Below are 18,414 nucleotides of genomic sequence, written 5' to 3'. Positions count from 1 at the left end.
GCCATCGAGGCCGCCTGCCACGGCGAACGCGGCCGATCATGACGCTCGCAGCGCCCGCAGTCCGGGGTCATCGGGAAGTGCGAGCGGCTTCGCTGCTCGTCGTCCTGCCCGCTCTCAACGAGGCCGAGTCGATCGCCGGAGTGGTGGCGGAGGTCCGGGCCCACCAGCCCTGTGCCGATCTTCTCGTCGTCGACGACGGCTCCACCGACCGTACCGCTGAGGTCGCCCGTGCGGCCGGTGCCAGGGTCATGTCCCTGCCGTTCAACCTCGGGATCGGTGGTGCGATGCGCGCCGCGTACCGATTCGCCTACGAAGAGGGATACGACTGTGTCGTCCAGGTCGACGGGGACGGTCAGCACGACCCGGCGGACATCGCACGGTTGCGCTCCGCCCTCGGTGAGGCGGACGTCATCATCGGCGCCCGGTTCGCGGGGACGGGGGAGTACGCGGTCCGCGGTCCCCGACGCTGGGCGATGTGCGTGCTCGCGTCCACCCTCTCCCGGCTGGTCGGAACTGCGCTCACCGATCCGACCTCCGGGTTCCGGATGGTGAACGGACGCGCGCTCTCCTTGTTCGCGTTCGACTTCCCCGAGGAGTACCTCGGAGACACCGTCGAAGCACTCGTCCTGGCGAGCCGCGCCGACCTGCGGATCGCGCAGGTCCCGGTGGCGATGCGCGAGCGGACCGCCGGCACGCCGAGTCAGAACGCCTTCCGGTCGTCGGCCTATCTCCTGCGGGTCGTGACGGCGATCCTGCTCGCGGTTGCTCGGCGGGCACCGATCCTGCGTCCGGGATCGACGGTCGAGGCGGTCTGAGTTGGCTCGCCTCACGATCGTCACGATCGTCGTGGCGATCATCGCTGCCGCGCTGGTCGTCGAGCTCCTGCGCGGGCGCAGACTGCGTCAGAAGTACGCGTTCCTCTGGATGGTCGTCGCCGGTGCGACGGTGGTGATCTCGATCTCCCCGACGCTGCTCCAGCGCGCTTCGGTCGTCCTGGGCATCGCGGTGCCGAGCAATCTGCTCTTCCTGGCCTCTCTGTTGATCCTCTTCGGGGTCTCTCTGCAGCTCTCGATCGAGGTCGGAGTGCTGGAGGAGCAGGCACGGCGGCTGGCCGAGGAGGTCGGTGCCCTCCGGCTGCGTCTCGAGGACGTCGAGTGGCGCGCCGAGACGGAACCCGGGGTGGACGTCGGGTCCGCGCACGGATCGGAGACGGACGTCAACGAGCCCCACACGCGCCTGGACGGGATCCGTCCCCTCTGACCGGACGACATCCGACGGCCACGGCCGAGACCACGGCCGTGAGGACGAGGCTGTCGGAGGCTCCTGCTAGCGAACGTGTCCGTGACTCGCCGTCGGGCCGCGCCGCTGCGCGACACCCACCAGGACGTTCTCCATCAGGGCTCCGGCCCGTTCCCAGCTCAGCGAGTCGACCGAGGCGCGCGCGGCACGGGCCGATGCGGGTTCCCAGGTCGTGGAGAGGAGCGCACGGAGCTCGGCCGCGAAGCCCGCTCCGTCGGTCGCGTACCGGAGGTTGTCGAGGACGGCCGGAGGCAGCCCTCGTGTTCCCACCACTGTCGTCACCAGCGGGCGTCCGGCGGCGAGCGGCTCGAGGACCTTGTTGTTGACCCCGGCGCCTCTGGTGACCGGTGCCACGACCGCCCGAGCTCCCCGGTAGACGTCGGCGAGCCGTTCCACGAAGCCGGCGGACGCCATCCGTGATCGCGAACGTTCGAGCGCGCCGCCCTCGGCGCTGATGGTCCACGGGTCGCCGGCACCGAAGAGGGTGATCCGTTCGAGAACGGTGTCGGGGAGGCGCGGTGCCACCTCCTCGACGAACCAGCGGAGCGAATCCCGGTTGGGCGCGTACGTCCAGTCGGCCAACCAGGCGACGTATCCGTCGTCCGGTGGGGGGCACAGGTCCAGTTCGAAGAGGGGCGCCGCGATCCCGTTGGGCACGACGTGGGTGCGGGGACCACGGCGCACCCGTGCTCTGTCCCAGGACGCATCGTCGTCGGAGATGTAGGTGACGGCGGAGACGAGCGGGTAGAGCAGCTGCATCACGGGCACCAGTTGTGCGGCACCAGCGAGCGTGTGGCATTTCTGGGCCATGGTGCGGCGCGGGTCGGAGCTGGCGAGCCGATAGGGGCTGTCGACGAGATCGAGGATGATCGGGATCTCTGAACGTCGAATCAGGGGAACGCTCGGCAGGCAGAAGACATCACCGAGAAGGGCGACGTCGGAACGCGCGAGAGCGTCGCGGAACGCGCGCTGGGCGACAACCTGGACGGCGCGGATCGCCGATCGGGGGCCGGGCCTGCTCGGGACGTCGAAGCGGGCGACGTGGTGCCCGCGCTCCGCGAGGGCACGCAACAGGTTGTCGCGCCGGAGTCGTCCGCCGGTCATGGCGGTGTGCTCGCCGTAGCTGGTCAACGCGAGGATCCGAAGCTCGGTCACACACCCTCCCCGGTAGCGGTCGGCGACAACGTAGCAACGCCGGAGTCACCATCGACTTCGGCGTGTCGAAGGGCGTGCGGAAATGCCCGGTGCCGTGCGCCGTAACCTCCCCTCTCATGGCATCTCTCCGTCTCGGGCAGGTGGGCGATGCCGGACTTCGGGCCGCGGTGTGCGTGCCGATCAGCCAGGTGCTCCTTGCAGGGGCGGGATACGTGCTGCTCGCACTCGCGGCACGCACGATGCCGGCGGCCGGTTTCGCTGTGATCAGTGCCTTCTACCTGTTACTGAACACCATCGGCCGAGGAGTTTTCGCATCCGTCGAGCTCGAGACCAGTCGAGTTCTCGCCGCCGCCGACGCGGCCGGCAGGAACGGTCGTCCGGTTCTCGCGACCGCCATGCGTCGCGCGGCTGTGCTCCTCGTCGCCGCCATCGCCCTGTCGCTCGCCGCGACGCCGTTGCTTCCCGGCGTCGACGTCGCGCTCGCGCTCGCGCTCGGCTCATGCACGATGGCGGCCTCCTACTGCGTCCGGGGTCCGCTCGCGGCGCGGCGACGGTTCGGGCCGTACAGCCTCACGTTCGTCGTCGAGGCAGCCTCCACCCTGCTCGGCGCGGCGGCGCTGGCTCTCACGGGCGTGGAGACGGTGGTGGGGTGGGCCGCCGTGCTGGTCCTGTCCCCCGGTGTCGCCGCGGTCCTCGTCGCGCTGCGGACGTCAGGTGTCGGGCTGTTCGTGCGGATGCGCACCTCGTGGTCGGCAGAAGACCGCGAGGCCGCGCGCGGGAGCGAACACCGGGTCGTCATGACCGCCCTGATCTGGACGTCGATCTTCTACCTCTCCTCTCAGGGCGTGTGGAACCTGGCTCCCGTCTCGGTGACCTCGGCGTTGGCGGCGGCTCCGTCCGAGGCCGCCGGCTTCGTCGCGGTCGCGGTGATCCTCCGAGCGCCGGTGTTCGTCTTCCCCGCCATCCAGGCCGTCCTCCTACCGTCGGTCGCAGCTGCGGCTCACCACGACGACCGGCGCGGGACGAGACGCGCTCTGCGGCCCCCACTGCTCCTGCTGGCCGCCGCGTCGATCCCGTGGCTGCTCGCGGCCACGCTCGTCGTGCCCGGTCTGGCGCGCACGGTGTTCGCGGTGCAGGAGGTTCCCCCGTGGCCGGCGACGACCACACTCGCGGCCTCGACCCTGATCGGGGCGGCGGCCTTCGTGCTGCAGACGCGGGCGCTGGCCTTCCGCCGTCACCGCGACGTCGGTCTTGCCTGGCTCTCCGGCTTGTGCGTGCTCGGGCTGGTGTCCGCCGTGCCGGGCGATCCCCGGTTGTGGGGTGCCCTCGCGCAGCTCGCCGCCGCCGTGGTCGTCCTGGTCGGTGTGCTCCTGGCCGACGGTCGGATCGGCCGCATCCACGATGAAGCAGGCCTTCCCGCGGCGTCGGTGCACGAGGCGTCGGACGCCGACGGATCAGGTGCGGAACCCACCGCCGTCGATCGTCGACACGCCTGAGGGGCAGCAAGCCACCCTCCGGGCGCGGCCGGCACTACGGTGGGCGACCGGAGACCCGGGCGGGGTCTGTCGGTGTCGCAACTCCCGTCTCTCCGGGCTCTCCCCGACATGAGGCCACCACGTCCACCGGCGCGGGCACCACGGCCGGCCCGCGGTGTCCGGGGGGAAGGAGGGCGCCGTGCTCCTCGACGTCGCCGGGTTCGTCGTCGGGGTCTGTGTGGCCATGCTCCCGGGCACATGCGCGATGCTGTTGATCGGCGTCCGAGGACCGTGGTGGTACCTGGCTCTCGCGGCACCGTGCTCGGTCGCCGTCGCGTCTCTGACCGGTCTGATCACGACGGCCGTGGGTGCGTCGTTCGGGTTCGTCGCTCTCGCGGTCGTGAGCGTCGTCCTCGCCGGAGCCGCAGTGGTGCGCCGGGCACTCCGACGCCGGGGTCGAGCGGCACCCGGCCGTGTCTCCCGCGCCCCGGCCGTGCGGACCCTGCCGATGCTCGCGGGCACGGCCGCGATCGGCGCCGGGCTCGGCGTCGGTGTTCTCACCTGGCTCGGTGGCATGGGTTGGTCGTTGCGGACCTACCCGCAAGAACACGACATGATCTATCACCTCGCGGTGTCGTCCTACGTCGCGCGGACAGGCGTGGGCGCGCCGTGGGCGCTGGCGCCGACCGACGTCCTCTCAGGCTCCGACACGATCTTCTACCCGGCTGGTTTCCACCTCCTCGCGGGTGCAGTTGCGCAGGTCACCGGGGACGTCGTGGTCTCGGTCAATGCGCTCGCGCTCCTCCTGGTGGGCATCGGTATGCCGCTCGCTGCCGCGTGTCTGACGGGGGCGCTCGCACGGGCGAACGGGTGTGCGTCGGACACCGCGGTGGGAGCGGCGGGCGTCGCCTGCGTCCTCATGGCCACGCTCTACCGACCCGGAGTGCAGCTTGCGCACGACGGCGGCGTACTGCCGAACTCGGTCGCCCTCGCATTGTGCACCGGCGTCCTCGCCGCGCTGGTCTCCTGGCGCCGGGCGTCTCGCGCAGTCTTGGTGTCCGCCGGGCTCGCCACTGCCGGAGCGGTGATCGCCCACCCCAGCGCGGTGGTGACGCTCGGCGTCACCACGGGCATCTATCTCATCGTCGACGTGGTGCGGCGTGGTCGGCGCGACCTCCTTCGCGCCGTCCGCGCCCTGGCGGCCCCGGCGGCTCTCGCTCTCCTCGTCGCTCTTCCGACCCTGCTCATCGGGTCCCGCGCGGTCGCCGCGACGACGTCCTTCGACTCGGAGACACCGGACCGGCCTGTCGCCCAGGCGGTCGGCAAGGCCCTGACCTTCGCCTACGGTGGCTACCTCGACCCGGACAGCACGCGCGCACAGGTCAGCGCTGCTGTCCTGATCGTGGGCGGGCTCCTCGTGCTCGTAGCGACCCGGCGCTTTCTCCCCCTGCTGGCGGTCGTCGCCGGATGGTTCGCGATCGTCGTCTCCTACTTCACCGCGCCGGGACGAGGAGCTCCGGGGGTGATCACTTCCTTCTTCTACAACTCCGAGCCGCGGGTGTGGTCGCAGCTGTCCCTCGTCGGCGTCCCGGCAGGAGCGCTGGGCGTCGCGATCGCGGCTCGATGGGCGGCACGTCGGCTTCCCCACGTGGGTCGCCGGGTCGTGCCGTGGGTGACGGCAGGGCTGCTGCTGCTCGTCCTCGCCGCGTATCTCGTCGGGCCCGGCTACGGCTATGCGCGCGTCAACGAGAACGCCGTCGCCTCGCGCTTCGCGACGCCCGACTTCACCCGGGTGAACGGGGACGACGAGGCCGCGGCGGCGTGGCTCGCCGGTCACGTGCAGAGCGGCGAGCGCGTCCTGAACTCGGCCAACGACGGTTCGACGGTCCTCTACACCGAGCACGGCATCCCCGTCGTGAATCTGGCGAGCCTCGGGAGCGCCGCGGCGCCGTACACCTACCGGCTGCTAGCCGGTTTCCGACATTACCCGACGGACCCGGCGATACGTCGGGACCTCCTCGATCTTCGCGTCGCTTGGCTGTACGTCGACTCCGAGGCGCCTCCCATCGGGGTCGGCGGAGCACCGTCGGGATGGCCTGGGACCGATCGGTTGACCGTGCCCCGCGGCTTCGAGGACCTCACGGGACTTCCCGGTCTCACCCCGGTCTTCCGCGCCGGGACGGTCACTGTCTACCGCCTCGACCCGGTCGTGGTCGCCGGCCTCTGAGCGCGGTCCGAACCCCCGCAGGCCCAGCGGGTCGACGGGCACCCGCCCCGCCGCTCGGTCTCGATCAGCTCACGGCGTCGTGGTGACGAGTAGCGCGTTCGCGGCCTCATGGGGAGTGCCGTAACGGGCTTCGAGGGCTCCGTTGCGATCGGTCCTCGACCAGTCGTATCGGGAGTCGCGCCGATAGAAGACGTCGCGTCCGAGGGTGAATCGGCCGGCCGCGATGTCCTCGTCGAGGCCCGGATGCCAGTCGATGGGAACAGTCACCAGCATGCGTCCGCCGGGTGCCAACGATCGCCGGAGATTCGTCAGGGCCTTCATCGACCCTCGTGGGTCTTTCTCGACCTCGTCGCATCGCACATGTTCCAGCGTGGAGATGGAGACGATGGTGTCGTAGCGTGAGTCCGGGTCGTAGGCCAGGACATCCTCGTTCAGGACCCCGGGAAGTCCCCGCTCGTACCGGTCGAGGACGTCGTGGCCGCGCATCCCGTAGTGGCTGAGCACATTCCCGACCTCGAGCATCCGACCCGGCGCGTCGGCGAGGAAGTATCGGGCGATGGCGATCTCGATCGTGCGTTCGTTACGCCAGGTCTGACCGTAGAGCGAATACTCGTACTCCAGCTCCCTGCCGTCGAAGGGAAACGTGTCGCCGGCTCGGCGCCGCCGAAGAATCGGCAGGGTGGCGTGCTCCCAGGCCTGCAGAGCGAAGAAGCGGCCGGTCGCCCGAACGCCATCCTCGCGAAGCATCTTCTTGGTCCGCGCAGCGACGCGCGCGGCCTCGATCTGGACCGTGCCCACGCCCACCATCAGACCAGTCTGGCACGCCTCGGGCCCGTACCCGCGGAGCCTCCTCCGGCGGTAGCGAGAGGGGCACGACAATTTCTCGGTGCGTCACGTCCCCGAATGCCATCCACAGCCGCAGCGGGCGCCCCGCGGGAGGACCTGACGGCGACGTCACTTCCCCGACGCGGCCTGGAACGGCGGTTTCGCTCCGGTGGCGACCCGCGGGGAAGATGCGGATCGTCGCTCCATGACCTTCCGGTGACGCCGGAGGTCGTACGGGGTCGACGAGATGTCACGCCACGGGCGTCAGGCGTGGGCCTTGGCCTTGCGGCGCCACTGGGTGAGGGGGCGCTCGGTGTAGCCGTTCGGCTCGGTCCCGCCCGTGAACACCAGCTCGAGGGCGGCCTGGAACGACTCGCTGTTCTCCAGGTCCGGCGCCATCGGCGGGTAGCCGTCCACGCCCTCGTTCTGCTCGTCGACCAGGACGGCCATGCGCGCGAACGTCTCCCGCACGGTGTCGGCGTCGACGACGCCGTGCTCCAGCCAGTTCGCGATGAGCTGGCTGGAGATCCGCAGCGTCGCGCGGTCCTCCATGAGCCCGACCCCGTCGAGGTCGGGCACCGTCGAGCAGCCGATGCCCATCCCGACCCAACGCACGACGTAGCCGAGGATCGACTGGGCGTTGGTCTCCAGCTCCCGGCGCACGTCGTCGTCGGACAGGGTGCTCGGGTCGGAGAGCGGGAGCTCCAGCAGGTGGCGGCGGTCGGCCGTCTCCCGCTGCGCGATCTCCTCCTGGACGGCGTGCACGTCGACGCGCAGGTAGTGCAGCGCGTGCAGGGTCGCGGCGGTCGGCGAGGGCACCCAGGCCGTGTTGGCCCCCGCCTTCGGGTGCCCGATCTTCTGCTCGAGCATCTCGGCCATCGCGGCCGGCTTGGCCCACATCCCCTTGCCGACCTGCGCGCGGTGGGAGAAGCCGGCGGCCAGGGCGACGTCGACGTTGCGGTCCTCGTAGGTCTGCAGCCAGACCGTCGACTTCATGTCGCCCTTGCGGAGCACCGGGCCGGCGGCCATACAGGTGTGGATCTCGTCGCCGGTGCGGTCGAGGAAGCCGGTGTTGACGAAGATGACGCGGTGCGCGGCCGCGCCGATGCACGCCGCCAGGTTGGCCGTCGTCCGCTTCTCCTCGTCCATGATGCCGATCTTGAGCGTGTCGGTGTCGAGCCCGAGGGCCTCCTCGACCGCCGCGAAGAGCTCGACGGTCAGCGCGACCTCCGCCGGCCCGTGCTGCTTGGGCTTGACGACGTAGACGCTCCCGGCGCGGGAGTTGGTGTGCGGGCCGAGCCCGCGCAGGTCGTACAGGGCGGCGACGGCGCACACGAGCGCGTCGAGCACGCCCTCGGCGACCTCCTCGCCGTCCGCGGTGAGCACCGCGTTGGTGGTCATGTGGTGGCCGCAGGTGCGCACCAGCATCAGCGAGCGGCCCGGCAGGGTCAGCGCCGAGCCGTCGGCGGCGGTGTACTCGCGGTCCGGGTGGACCCGCCGGGTGACGGTCTCGCCGCCCTTCGTGAACTCGGCGACCAGGTCGCCCGTCATCAGCCCGAGCCACGTGCGGTAGGCCATGGCCTTGTCCTCGCCGTCGACCGTCGCGACCGAGTCCTCGAGGTCGACGATCGTGGTCACCGCCGACTCGAGCACGACGTCGCTGACGTCGGCGTGGTGCTGGCCGCCCACCCGGGTCGACGGGTCGATGACCAGGTCGACGTGCAGGCCGTGGCGGACGAGCAGCACGTTCCCGCGGCCGTCGCCGTCCGGGGCGGTGAACCCGGCGAAGGCCGACGGGTCGGCGAGGCCGACGGTGCCGTCCGCGGTGTCGGCGACCAGCCCGTCGGTCGACGGGCGGTAGGCGGTGACGTCGGCGTGGCTCCCGCGCTCGAGCGGGAACAGCTCGTCGAGGAGCTCGTCGGCGGCCGCGATGACCTGGGCGCCGCGGCGCTCGTCGTAGCCCTTGGCCAGCTCGTGGTCCTGGGGGAGCGCGTCGGTGCCGTAGAACGCGTCGAACAGCGAGCCCCAGCGGGCGTTCGCGGCGTTGAGCGAGAACCGGGCGTTCGTCGAGGGCACCACCAGCTGCGGGCCGGGCACCTCGGCGATCTCCGGGTCGACCCGGTCGACGTCGATCCTCGGGACGCTCGAGGGCTCCGGTTCCAGGTAACCGAGATCGGTCAGCAGCTTCTCGTAGTCGTCGCGGGAGCCGGCGCCGTGCTCGGCGTGCCAGGCGTCGATCTTGCCCTGCAGGTCGTCCCGCTCGGCCAGCGCCGTCGCGATCCGGGGCGCGAACCGCTCCTGCAGGTCGGCCAGGGTCGACCAGAACTGCTCAGGCGTGATCTCGACCTGCACGAGCAGCTCGTCCTCGACGAACGCTCGCAGGTGCTCGTCGACCTTCAGCCCGGAGCGCTCGGACATCTCGGACACGGACGGACCGCCTCTCTCTCACCGTGGGCTGTCGTGCTCTCGCCCCCCGCCGCGGGACGGCTCGGAGAGCCGACCCTAGGACGATTGCCCGCCCGGGCGCCCGCCGAACACCCTCACCCCGGTCCGAGCTCGCCCGGGGCAGCACGCCGCGCCGATCAGGAGTCGGTCACGTGACGGGCCTCGCGTCGGTGGAGGTCGCGGCCAGGTCCTCACGCACGGGGAGGACCGCCGGCTGACGGGGCGGGCGCAGGAGGGCGACGACGACGAAGGCCAGCAACGAGGCCGCGAACCCGATGAAGGTCGGGTAGCCGTCGAAGCCCGGGCCGACGAGGTCGTTGGGCACGTAGAGCAACGTGTTCTCCGCGCCGAAGATCGTCGGGGTGAGCACGAAGAGCGTCAGCCGCACGACCAGCCCGACGACCACGGCCGCGACCGCCGCGGCCGCGGTGGCCCGCCGGGGCCACCAGTGCCCGGCGACGAACGGCACGAGCAGGCACGCCAGGAGCAGGTCGAAGGCGAGCGTGAGCAGGATGCCGGTCTGGGGCACGCGCAGGGCCAGCAGGATCGCCAGCGCGCACACCAGCGGCATCGTCCAGCGCACCGCCCGCAGCAAGGGGTCGGTGCGGCTGTCGCCGGTGCCGATCGCGGGGTCGCGCAACCCTCGGATGTTGCGCACGGCCACCGACGCCGTGCCGAGGATGACGCCGTTGGCCGTCGAGCACGAGGCGGCGACGATCGCCGAGAGCACGAGGACGGCCAGCCAGGCCGGCGCGAACCCCTCGAGCAGCGCGAACAGCACCGGCGTCGCCGGCTCCGGGCCGAGGACGGGCACGATCGCCAGGGCCACCAGCGCGTAGACGACGCCCACGCCCGCGGTCATGGCGGCCCCGACGAAGCAGGCACGACGGGCGATGCTCGGCGAGCCCGCCGAGAAGATCCGCTGCATGAAGTCGATCGCGACGATGTCGCCGATCCCGAGCGACACCAGGGTCGCCCAGTTGATCGGCGCACCGGCGCTCGCCGAGGTCAGCTGCTCCAGGTCGAAGGGCCCGAGCCCCTCGGGCGTCGACAGCCCGTAGGTCGCCGCCACCCAGACCAGGAGGGACACCGAGCCGATCACCGTGATCACCATCTGGACCAGGGCGGTGTAGGCGTCGGAGAACATGCCGCCCGTGATCGTGTACGCGAGCACGACCCCGACGATGATCAGGACACCGCCCGTGTAGCTGGCGCCGAGGAACGCCTCGAACAGGTAGCCGCCGGCGACGAGGTTCCCGGCGAGCAGGATGCAGAAGCTCGCGATCATCAGCACCGAGGCGGTCATCTCGACACCGCGGCCGTAGATGCGGCGATAGAAGTCGGGCAGCGTGTACAGGCCCATCGCGTTCATCCGCGCCGCGAACAGCAACCCCGTGAGGAGCAGGCACAGCGCCAGCCCCAGCGGCAGCGAGGCCCCGGCCCAGAACCCGAGCGAGAACGTCAGGTCCGTGTTGCCCAGCGTCGCGTTGGAGTCGACGGCCTGGCCCATCAGCCCGGCCGCCGAGAGCGGCAGGGCCAGCGACCGGCCCGCCACGAGGAAGTTGGTCGAGTCGCCGTCCACCCGGCGGGCGAACCACAGCCCGACGGCGACGACGAGCAGGACTCCGACGCCCACCCCGACGATGATCACGACACACGACCCTTCGGGAGATGGCCCGAGCGGACGAGGCAGCCGAGCGTGTCGCAGATGACCCGGCAGGCGATCAGCGCGGTGATCTCGGCGTTGTCGTACGGCGGGGAGCACTCGACGATCTCGATGCCGGCGAGGGGCCGGGCGTCGGCGATCAGCTGGATGAACTTCAGGACCTCGCGGGGCAGGAAGCCGCCGGGCTCGGGCCAGCCCGTGCCCGGGACGAAGGCCGCGTCGAGACAGTCGACGTCGAACGACAGCCACACCGCGTCCGCGCCGTCCCAGGCCACCTCGAGGGCCCGCTCGGCCGCGGCCTCGATGCCCATCTCGACGCAGTCGGTGACCGTCATGATCGTCGTCCCGCGGTCCCGGCCGACCTCGACGCCGGGCCGTGGCGCCTGCCAGCCGCCGATGCCGATCTGGACGAGGTTCTCCGGCGGCACGTTCGGCAGGTCCGTGGCGTGGAACCACGGTGTGGTGTGCATCCGCTCGTCGAGGTCGGTCTCCTGCGTGTCCACGTGGCGGTCGAAGTGGATGATCCCGAGCTTGCCGTCGAGGTTCTCGGCCACCCCGCGGCTCGTCGGGTAGCCGATGGAGTGGTCGCCACCGAGCACCACCGGGAAGGCGCCCGAGGCGTAGACGTGGCTGACCGCCTTCGTGATCTGGTCGAACGTCTTCTCGATGTTCGCCGGGATCGTGAAGACGTCGCCGACGTCGCACATCGTGATCGACTCGCGCAGGTCCACCCCGAGCTCGAAGGAGTAGGGGCCGTACAGCAACGAGATGTCGCGGATCCCCTTGGGCCCGAACCGGGTGCCGGGTCGGTAGGTGGTGCCGCCGTCGAAGGGTGCCCCGACGATCGCGACGTCGTACTCACCGCAGCGGCGGACGTCCTCGACGAACGGCGCCTTCATGAACGTCGGGATGCCGGCGAAGTGCGGCAGCTCGCCACGGGAGAAGGTCGGGATGGTGCGGTCGACGATCGAGTCGGCGCCGGGTAGGCCCATCTCCAGGCCACGGGCGATCTCCGCGTCGCGCCCGGCGTGACCGAGCGTCCGCTCGATCTCGACGGCGCGCGCGGCCTCGGGGCCGTGCCGCGGCCCCCTGCGGGGCGGGCCCTCGTGGGGGACGGGATGGGACGGGGCGAACGGCACGGGCGACTCCCGGGGTGGCCGGCCGTCGCGAGACGACCGGGACGTCGGTCATCTCCCGGGCTTTTGTCCCGCCGTGGAGCGGCGGTCCACCCGCCGCCTGCGTCTCTCGGACCAGCCCCTGCCCCTGTCCTGCGCGGTGCAGACGGAACCCTAGACGCGCCTCACCGGAGGTGAGTCGTCGACGAGTGAAGACGTGGCTCGTTGCCGTGGTGGGTCGGCGGCGTTGCGTCCCGGCGCCTCGGATGACGATCGCGTGGCGCGCACGGTCCCGGGCGGATCCGCCGAGGCTCCTGCCGCCCCCGACGATCGTCGCCGTCGTCGGCGGCGGCCCGGGCGGGGGTGCCGGGAAACAGAACGGTGAGCGCCGGGACACCGGCACGCAACGAGGCGCTGATGGTGTGCGGCGGTGCGGACACCACCTGGCAAGGCCACGGCCACCGACCTCGTCCACGGGCTCGGCCGTCGCGGGTTCCTGCTGGCGGCGGCGGGGGTGTCGGCGGGTCTCGTCGGTGCTGCCTGCAGCGGGGCACCGGCGGGGGCCGCCGCGCCTCCGGGCCCGATCCGCACGCTCCAGCCGCTCGCCCCCGGGACCCCGCCCCCGGCCGGGACCTACGTGCCGGCGTCACCGCAGGGCGTGGTGTGGGGACGCCTCCCGACGCGGGCGAGCGCGCCGGTCGCCGTGGTCGACTCCGGCGCCGTCGTCACCATCGACACGATCTCCCACGAGGGCATCCTCGAGGACCAGGGCAAGGACCCGCGGGCCTACTTCTCCGGGCACGGTGTCGCGGCGGGCGACGTGCTGGACGACGCGGCGGCCGTGGCCGCCGGCACCCCCCACGACGGGCCCGGCCCCCACGTGATCACCGGGCCGATCGCCGTGCGGGGCGCCGAGCCCGGGCACACCCTCGCGGTCGACGTGCTCGAGCTCGTGCCGCGCGTGCCCTACGGCGTGATCTCCAACCGGCACGGCAAGGGCGCGCTGCCCGGGGAGTACCCGGAGGCGTGGGAGGGCCGCGCGGACCTGCGGCCGTGGTTCAACGCCGGTGGCGAGATCAGCGTGTTCACCCCGGCCCGTCCCGGGGCGTCGGGCCTGGTCGGGGTGCTGCCGGCGGGCGCGGGCGAGGTGACGTTCCCGCTCGCGCCCTTCCTCGGGCTCATGGGCGTCGCGCGGGACACGACGGCGCTGGTCGACTCGGTCCCGCCCACCGACAGCGGCGGGAACATCGACATCAACGAGCTGGGGGTCGGCTCCCGCCTCTACCTGCCGGTGCGGGTGCCCGGCGCGCTGTTCTTCGCCGGCGACCCCCACTTCGCCCAGGGCGACGGTGAGGTGGCCCTGACCGCGCTGGAGGGATCGCTGCGCGCGACGGTGCGGCTCACGACGATCCCGCCCGGTGGGCCGGTGCCGGCCGCCGCGGTGGGGCGCCCCTTCGCCGAGAGCCCGACCCACTGGATCCCCATCGGGCTCTCCGACCCCGACGGGCCGGAGGGTGGCGGCAACCAGACCTCGCTGGACCTCGCGATGAAGGACGCCGTGCGGCAGGCGATGCTGTTCCTCGTCCGCGACCGCGGGATGGCGGAACCGGTCGCCTACGCCTACCTCTCGGCCGCGGCCGACTTCCAGGTCTCCCAGGTCGTCGACCGCACCACCGGCGTGCACGGCCTGATCCGGAAGGCCGACTTCGGGGTGTGAGGCCGGCCCGGTGTTCGAGTTCGGCGGACCCGACCTCCGGTCCCGGGGCGGCCGCGACGGGTCCCGTCGGCCCCGCCCGCGGGATCGGCGTCGCCGCGGTGCCGATCTCGCCACCGAGGCCTCCATGATCGCGGTCTCGGTGACGGAGCGCCGCAGATGTGCGGGGGTTCGTCACCGAGACGGCGATCATGCGCAGGATGCGGGGCGAGCGACGGCGGCGCGTCCGACCGAGATAGGGTGAAGTGAACTCGTTTCGGGTCAGTGTCACGGCGGGAGCTGCGGGTGACGGCGCCGGACCCGGCGGGCGACCCCGGAACCCCGAACCCGGAGGAGGAGCTGTGCTCGCGTACCGGATGACGGCGCCCGGATCGGCGGAGCTGGTGGAGCTGCCCACGCCGGACCCCGGCCCCGGACAGGTGCGGCTCGACGTGCTCGCCGCCGGCGTCTGCCACTCCGACCTCGCCGTCCTCCACGGTACGGCCGCCGCGAGCTGGGAGCTGCCGTTCACGTTCGGGCACGAGGTCTGCGGGCGGGTGGCGATGCTGGGGGAGGGCGCCGAGGGCCTCCGGGTGGGGGAGCAGGTCGTCGTGCACGCGCCGTTCGGTTGCGGTCGCTGCCCCCGGTGCGTCGGCGGCCGGACCAACTACTGCGACCTCCGCGCGAGCCTGCCGGCGGCGGGGCTGGGGCTCGGCGTGGACGGCGGGATGGCGGAGGCGCTGGTCGTCGACGCGGTCCGCGTGGTGTCCGCGGAGGCACTCGACCCGGTCGCGGCGGCGACGCTGACCGACGCGGGCCTGACGTCCTTCCACGCCGTCCAGGGGTGCCGCGAGGTGCTCTCCGAGCCGGGGGCGGTCGTCGTGGTCATCGGGGTGGGCGGTCTCGGACACCTCGCGATCGGGGTCCTGCGCGCCCTCGGGTCGCCGACCGTCGTCGCCGTGGACACCCGGGAGGAGGCGCTGGGGCTGGCGCGGGAGTGCGGGGCCGACGTCGCGGTGCTCCCGGACGGGGCCCGCGCGGCCGTCGGGGGCACCGGGGCCGCCGGCGCGGACGTGGTGCTCGACTTCGCCGGCGCGCAGGGCAGTCTCGACCTGGCGGTGACACTGCTGCGGACGGCGGGCGAGCTGGTCGTCGTCGGCAGCGGCGGAGGCAGCGTCACGGTGTCGAAGCCCGGGGTGCTGCCGGCCGGCGCCGGGCTCCGGTTGCCCTTCTGGGGCTCGCGCCCCGAGCTCGAGGCGGTCGTCGGGCTGGCACGCGGTGACGGGTTGGTCGTCCGCACGACCACCTACGACCTGGTGGACGCGGACCGCGCGTTCGCGGACCTCCACGCAGGTCGCCTGGTCGGCCGCGCGGTCCTCGTGCCCCCCTGCCGCTGACGCGCCGCTAACGCGCCGCCCAGCCGCCGTCCACGTAGATCTCCGAGCCCGTGCTGTACGCCGAGTCCTCGCTCGCGAGGAAGGCGACGGCCGCGGCCACCTCCTCCGGGCGTCCGAGGCGGCCCATCGGCGTGTTCGCCAGCATCGCCCGGTGCCGCTCGCTGCCGCCGTAGCGGTCGAGCAGGGCGCCGGTCCCGATGAAGGCGGGGACCACGGCGTTGACCCGCACGCCGCGCTGCGCCCAGTGCAGCGCCGCGTTGAGCGTCATCGCGCGGACGGCGCCCTTGGCCGCCGCGTAGGAGAAGCTGTTCGCGAGCCCGCCCGTCGCTCCGAGGATCGAGGCGACGTTGACGACGGCGCCGCCGCCGCTCTCCTCGATCAGCGGGCCGACGTGCTGCATGCCCAGCCAGGTCCCCAGCTGGTCGACCGCGACGACCTGGTCCCAGCGCTCGCGCGTCTCGGTCTCGACGGTGCCGAGGCTGCCGATGCCCGCGTTGTTGACGAGCACGTGCGCCGCGCCCCACCGGTCCCGCACGGCCTCGACCGTGCGGGCCCAGTCGTCCGGGTCGGCGACGTCGAGGACGGCCACGGACGTGTCCCCGCCGAGCGAGCCGGCGAGCGCGTGCAGCGCGCCCTCGTCGACGTCGGTGAGCGCCACCGAGGCGCCCTCGTCGAGGAGCCGCCGGGCGATCGCCGAGCCGAGACCGCCCGTGGCCCCGGTCAGGACGGCCCGTCGGCCCTCGAGTCCCCGCACGGCGTCAGCGCTCCGCGGTGGCGGGCACGGGGGTGGCGTCGTCCTCCTGCGGGCGGGTGCCGTTCGCGAGCCTCTGCCCGGCGCTCTCGGCGATGGTGCGCAGCATCAGGAGCCCCACCACGGCGGCGAACACGGCGTAGAAGGCCGGGGCGAGCGTGATGCCGGTGGCCGCGACGAGCGAGGTCGCCACGAGGGAGGCGGTCCCGGTCCCGACGATGCCGCCGATGTTGAAGCCCAGGGACACCCCGGAGTAGCGCACGCGCGTCGGGAACAGCTCGGCGTACATCGTGTAGATGACGCCCTGCTGGATCGCGAAGGGCACGTTGAGCACGAGGGCGGCGATGATCGCGAGCAGCAGCGAGCCCTGCTGCATGAGCCAGAAGCAGGGCACCGACAGCACGACGAAGCCGATCATGCCGGTGGCGGCCACCCGCTTGCGCCCGAACCGGTCGCTCAGGGCGCCGGCCCAGGGGATGAGCCCGATCGGCACCAGGATGATGAGGACGGTCAGCCACAGGCTGCTCGAGAGCGAGTACTTCAGGACCCCCGAGAGGTGCACCACCAGGTAGACCGACGCCAGGGCGCCGGTGGTCAACGTGGAGTACGCCAGGCCGACGACCCGCAGCAGGCTGCCCTTGTGGTCGCGCACGACCTCGGTGAGCGGCGCCTTCGGCGGCGCCGACTCCTCCACCATCTGCAGGAACAGCGGCGAGTCCTCGACCTTGAGCCGGTAGATCACGGCGGCCACGAGCAGCGGCGCGGCGATGAGGAACGGGATGCGCCAGCCCCAGCCGGCCATCTGCTCGGCGGTGGTCAGGGCGCTCACGGTGCCGACGACGGCGGCGGCGCCGGCCAGGCCGATCGCGACGCCGATGGAGGTCGCGGACCCGAACAGACCCCGTCGCTTCGACGGCGAGGACTCGGTGGACAGCGACACCGCGCCGCCGACCTCGCCGCCGGCCGACAGGCCCTGCAGCAGGCGGAGCACCGTCAGCAGGATCGGCGCCGCGACGCCGATCGAGGCGTAGGTCGGGAGGAGCCCGGTGAGCGTGGTCGCGACGCCCATCAGCGCGACCGTCGCGAGGAGCACCGTCCGGCGCCCCTTCCGGTCGCCGAGGCGACCGAAGATCAGCCCGCCGAGGGGACGGATGACGTACGCGCCGGCGATCACGCCGAGCGTCGACAGGAGGGCCACGAAGCCCTGGGTGGCGGGGAAGAAGAGCTTCGCGAGGACGACCGCGAGGGCGCCGTAGATCGCGAAGTCGTAGTACTCGATGGCGGTGCCCACGGCCGCGGCCGTACTGGCGCGGCGGGCGACCACTTCTCGGTCGGTCCGGGTGTCCGTCGTCATGCGGCGCTCCTTCGCGCTCCTGCGCCGAGACCCTACGTCCGGGCGGTGCGACGTGACGGTAGACACTGAACTGACATCAGTTCAAGAGGGGAATCGGACGGAGCAGCCCTTGACAGCGACCCGATCCGGCCGCAGTCTTTGACCTGAACTCAGTTCAATTCGGGAGGATCGATGGCAGTCGAGGACGACATCCAGTTCGAGCGCGACGGGCACGTCGCCCGGGTCTGGTTCAACCGACCCCACAAGCGCAACTGCATCACGGTGCCGATGCTGCACCGGCTCGACGAGATCATCACCGAGATCGAGGGCGACGACGAGATCCGCGCGGTGGTCGTCCGCGGCCGCGGCAACACCTTCTCCTCGGGCTTCGACCTCGACAGCCTGCAGTCCGACTTCATCGGCTCGAGCACGGCCATGGACGTCGCCGTGGTCTCCGCGAAGGTCTGCGACCGCTTCTACAACATGTCGAAGCCGTCGGTGGCGGTCCTCGAGGGCTACGTGACCGCGGGCGGCTTCGAGGTCATGATCTCCTGCGACTTCGCGATCGCGGACGAGGCGGCCCTCATCGGCGACTTCCACATCCGTCGCGCCCTGTTCGGCGGTGCGGGCCCGATCTACCGGCTGCCCCGCATGATCGGCATCCGCAAGACCAAGGAGCTGATGCTCACCGGCAAGCTCCTCACGGGCCAGGAGGCCGACGCCTTCGACCTCGTCAACGCGAGCGCGCCGGCCGACCAGCTCGACGCCACGGTGGAGGAGTTCGTCTCCCACCTGACCGACAAGAGCCCGTTCCAGATGAAGCTCACGAAGATGGCGGTCGACCGCGGCCTGGACGCCGACATCGCCTCGCTCATGGTGCTGGAGCACCTCGCGGTCGGCGTGACGCTGAACTCCGACGACGCCGCCGAGGGCGTGTCCGCCTTCCTGGAGAAGCGCGACCCCAAGTGGACGGGCCGCTGACGCGGTCACCGACGACGGCGCCGACGACCCGCCCGGGTCGTCGGCGGGCCGC

14 protein-coding genes and 1 riboswitch are annotated in these 18,414 nt (G+C 72.2%); of the genes, 7 read left to right on the top strand and 7 right to left on the bottom strand.

What is annotated here, in order from left to right; all coding sequences use genetic code 11:
* Nucleotides 1–38: 38 nt before the first annotated feature.
* Nucleotides 39–815, top strand: coding sequence for a glycosyltransferase family 2 protein (locus PH190_RS15400; RefSeq protein ID WP_274232469.1), 777 nt, complete (start codon nucleotides 39–41; stop codon nucleotides 813–815).
* A 1-nt stretch (nucleotide 816) separates the two neighbouring features.
* Nucleotides 817–1,260 carry a DUF2304 domain-containing protein gene (locus tag PH190_RS15395; RefSeq protein WP_274232402.1) on the top strand — a complete coding sequence of 148 codons (444 nt, stop codon included), beginning with the start codon at nucleotides 817–819 and terminating at the stop codon, nucleotides 1,258–1,260.
* Between the two features lie 66 nt (nucleotides 1,261–1,326).
* Here the strand turns inward: PH190_RS15395 and PH190_RS15390 are convergent, their stop codons facing one another.
* Nucleotides 1,327–2,454: a glycosyltransferase gene (locus PH190_RS15390; RefSeq protein ID WP_274232401.1), complete on the bottom strand. Its 1,128-nt coding sequence runs from the start codon at nucleotides 2,452–2,454 to the stop codon at nucleotides 1,327–1,329.
* A gap of 116 nt (nucleotides 2,455–2,570) precedes the next feature.
* Between PH190_RS15390 and PH190_RS15385 the strand changes: the two genes are divergently transcribed.
* Both PH190_RS15385 and PH190_RS15380 read left to right on the top strand, forming a co-directional pair.
* The gene (locus tag PH190_RS15385) at nucleotides 2,571–3,950 is read left to right on the top strand and encodes a hypothetical protein (RefSeq protein ID WP_274232400.1); all 1,380 of its coding nucleotides are present in this window, start codon (nucleotides 2,571–2,573) and stop codon (nucleotides 3,948–3,950) included.
* Between the two features lie 223 nt (nucleotides 3,951–4,173).
* Nucleotides 4,174–6,156, top strand: coding sequence for a DUF6541 family protein (locus tag PH190_RS15380; protein ID WP_337993818.1), 1,983 nt, complete (start codon nucleotides 4,174–4,176; stop codon nucleotides 6,154–6,156).
* A gap of 69 nt (nucleotides 6,157–6,225) precedes the next feature.
* Here the strand turns inward: PH190_RS15380 and PH190_RS15375 are convergent, their stop codons facing one another.
* The 4 genes from PH190_RS15375 to PH190_RS15360 form a co-directional block, all read right to left on the bottom strand.
* Nucleotides 6,226–6,954 (bottom strand): SAM-dependent methyltransferase, encoded by a 729-nt coding sequence (locus tag PH190_RS15375; RefSeq protein ID WP_274232398.1) that lies wholly within the window; start codon nucleotides 6,952–6,954, stop codon nucleotides 6,226–6,228.
* A gap of 291 nt (nucleotides 6,955–7,245) precedes the next feature.
* Entirely contained in the window at nucleotides 7,246–9,399 is a 2,154-nt protein-coding gene (locus tag PH190_RS15370) for a malate synthase G (protein ID WP_274232468.1), read from the bottom strand.
* A 175-nt stretch (nucleotides 9,400–9,574) separates the two neighbouring features.
* Nucleotides 9,575–11,062 (bottom strand): sodium:solute symporter family transporter, encoded by a 1,488-nt coding sequence (locus tag PH190_RS15365; protein WP_274232397.1) that lies wholly within the window; start codon nucleotides 11,060–11,062, stop codon nucleotides 9,575–9,577.
* An 11-nt stretch (nucleotides 11,063–11,073) separates the two neighbouring features.
* A complete protein-coding gene (locus PH190_RS15360; protein ID WP_274232396.1) occupies nucleotides 11,074–12,231 on the bottom strand; it encodes an agmatinase family protein in 1,158 nt (385 codons plus the stop codon).
* A gap of 50 nt (nucleotides 12,232–12,281) precedes the next feature.
* A riboswitch (guanidine-I (ykkC/yxkD leader) is annotated at nucleotides 12,282–12,396 on the bottom strand.
* A gap of 241 nt (nucleotides 12,397–12,637) precedes the next feature.
* Between PH190_RS15360 and PH190_RS15355 the strand changes: the two genes are divergently transcribed.
* Both PH190_RS15355 and PH190_RS15350 read left to right on the top strand, forming a co-directional pair.
* Complete coding sequence (locus tag PH190_RS15355) at nucleotides 12,638–13,924, top strand: acetamidase/formamidase family protein (protein ID WP_274232395.1); 1,287 nt, start codon at nucleotides 12,638–12,640, stop codon at nucleotides 13,922–13,924.
* A gap of 338 nt (nucleotides 13,925–14,262) precedes the next feature.
* Complete coding sequence (locus PH190_RS15350; RefSeq protein ID WP_274232394.1) at nucleotides 14,263–15,297, top strand: alcohol dehydrogenase catalytic domain-containing protein; 1,035 nt, start codon at nucleotides 14,263–14,265, stop codon at nucleotides 15,295–15,297.
* 7 nt (nucleotides 15,298–15,304) lie between these two features.
* Here PH190_RS15350 and PH190_RS15345 read toward each other — a convergent pair whose 3' ends face one another.
* Together PH190_RS15345 and PH190_RS15340 are read right to left on the bottom strand one after the other, a co-directional pair.
* Nucleotides 15,305–16,051 carry an SDR family NAD(P)-dependent oxidoreductase gene (locus tag PH190_RS15345; protein WP_274232393.1) on the bottom strand — a complete coding sequence of 249 codons (747 nt, stop codon included), beginning with the start codon at nucleotides 16,049–16,051 and terminating at the stop codon, nucleotides 15,305–15,307.
* A 4-nt stretch (nucleotides 16,052–16,055) separates the two neighbouring features.
* On the bottom strand, nucleotides 16,056–17,402 hold the full coding sequence (locus tag PH190_RS15340; RefSeq protein WP_274232392.1) for an MFS transporter: 1,347 nt from the start codon (nucleotides 17,400–17,402) through the stop codon (nucleotides 16,056–16,058).
* 171 nt (nucleotides 17,403–17,573) lie between these two features.
* On the opposite strand from PH190_RS15340, the gene PH190_RS15335 reads away from it, so the two are divergent.
* Nucleotides 17,574–18,362 carry an enoyl-CoA hydratase/isomerase family protein gene (locus tag PH190_RS15335; protein WP_274232391.1) on the top strand — a complete coding sequence of 263 codons (789 nt, stop codon included), beginning with the start codon at nucleotides 17,574–17,576 and terminating at the stop codon, nucleotides 18,360–18,362.
* Nucleotides 18,363–18,414 lie beyond the last annotated feature (52 nt).

It is taken from the genome of Actinomycetospora straminea, assembly GCF_028737255.1.
GTDB classification, from domain to species: Bacteria; Actinomycetota; Actinomycetes; order Mycobacteriales; family Pseudonocardiaceae; genus Actinomycetospora; species Actinomycetospora straminea.
Note: the sequence above shows the minus strand (reverse complement) of the source record. Positions and strands in the feature narration are given on the sequence as shown.

Excerpts from the sequence above, each read along its gene's own strand:
- PH190_RS15400 (WP_274232469.1), top strand. The coding sequence starts at position 39 with ATGACGCTCGCAGCGCCCGCAGTCCGGGGTCATCGGGAAGTGCGAGCG.
- PH190_RS15335 (WP_274232391.1), top strand. The coding sequence starts at position 17,574 with ATGGCAGTCGAGGACGACATCCAGTTCGAGCGCGACGGGCACGTCGCC.
- PH190_RS15340 (WP_274232392.1), bottom strand. The coding sequence starts at position 17,402 with ATGACGACGGACACCCGGACCGACCGAGAAGTGGTCGCCCGCCGCGCC.
- PH190_RS15370 (WP_274232468.1), bottom strand. The coding sequence starts at position 9,399 with ATGTCCGAGCGCTCCGGGCTGAAGGTCGACGAGCACCTGCGAGCGTTC.
- PH190_RS15385 (WP_274232400.1), top strand. The coding sequence starts at position 2,571 with ATGGCATCTCTCCGTCTCGGGCAGGTGGGCGATGCCGGACTTCGGGCC.
- PH190_RS15380 (WP_337993818.1), top strand. The coding sequence starts at position 4,174 with ATGCTCCCGGGCACATGCGCGATGCTGTTGATCGGCGTCCGAGGACCG.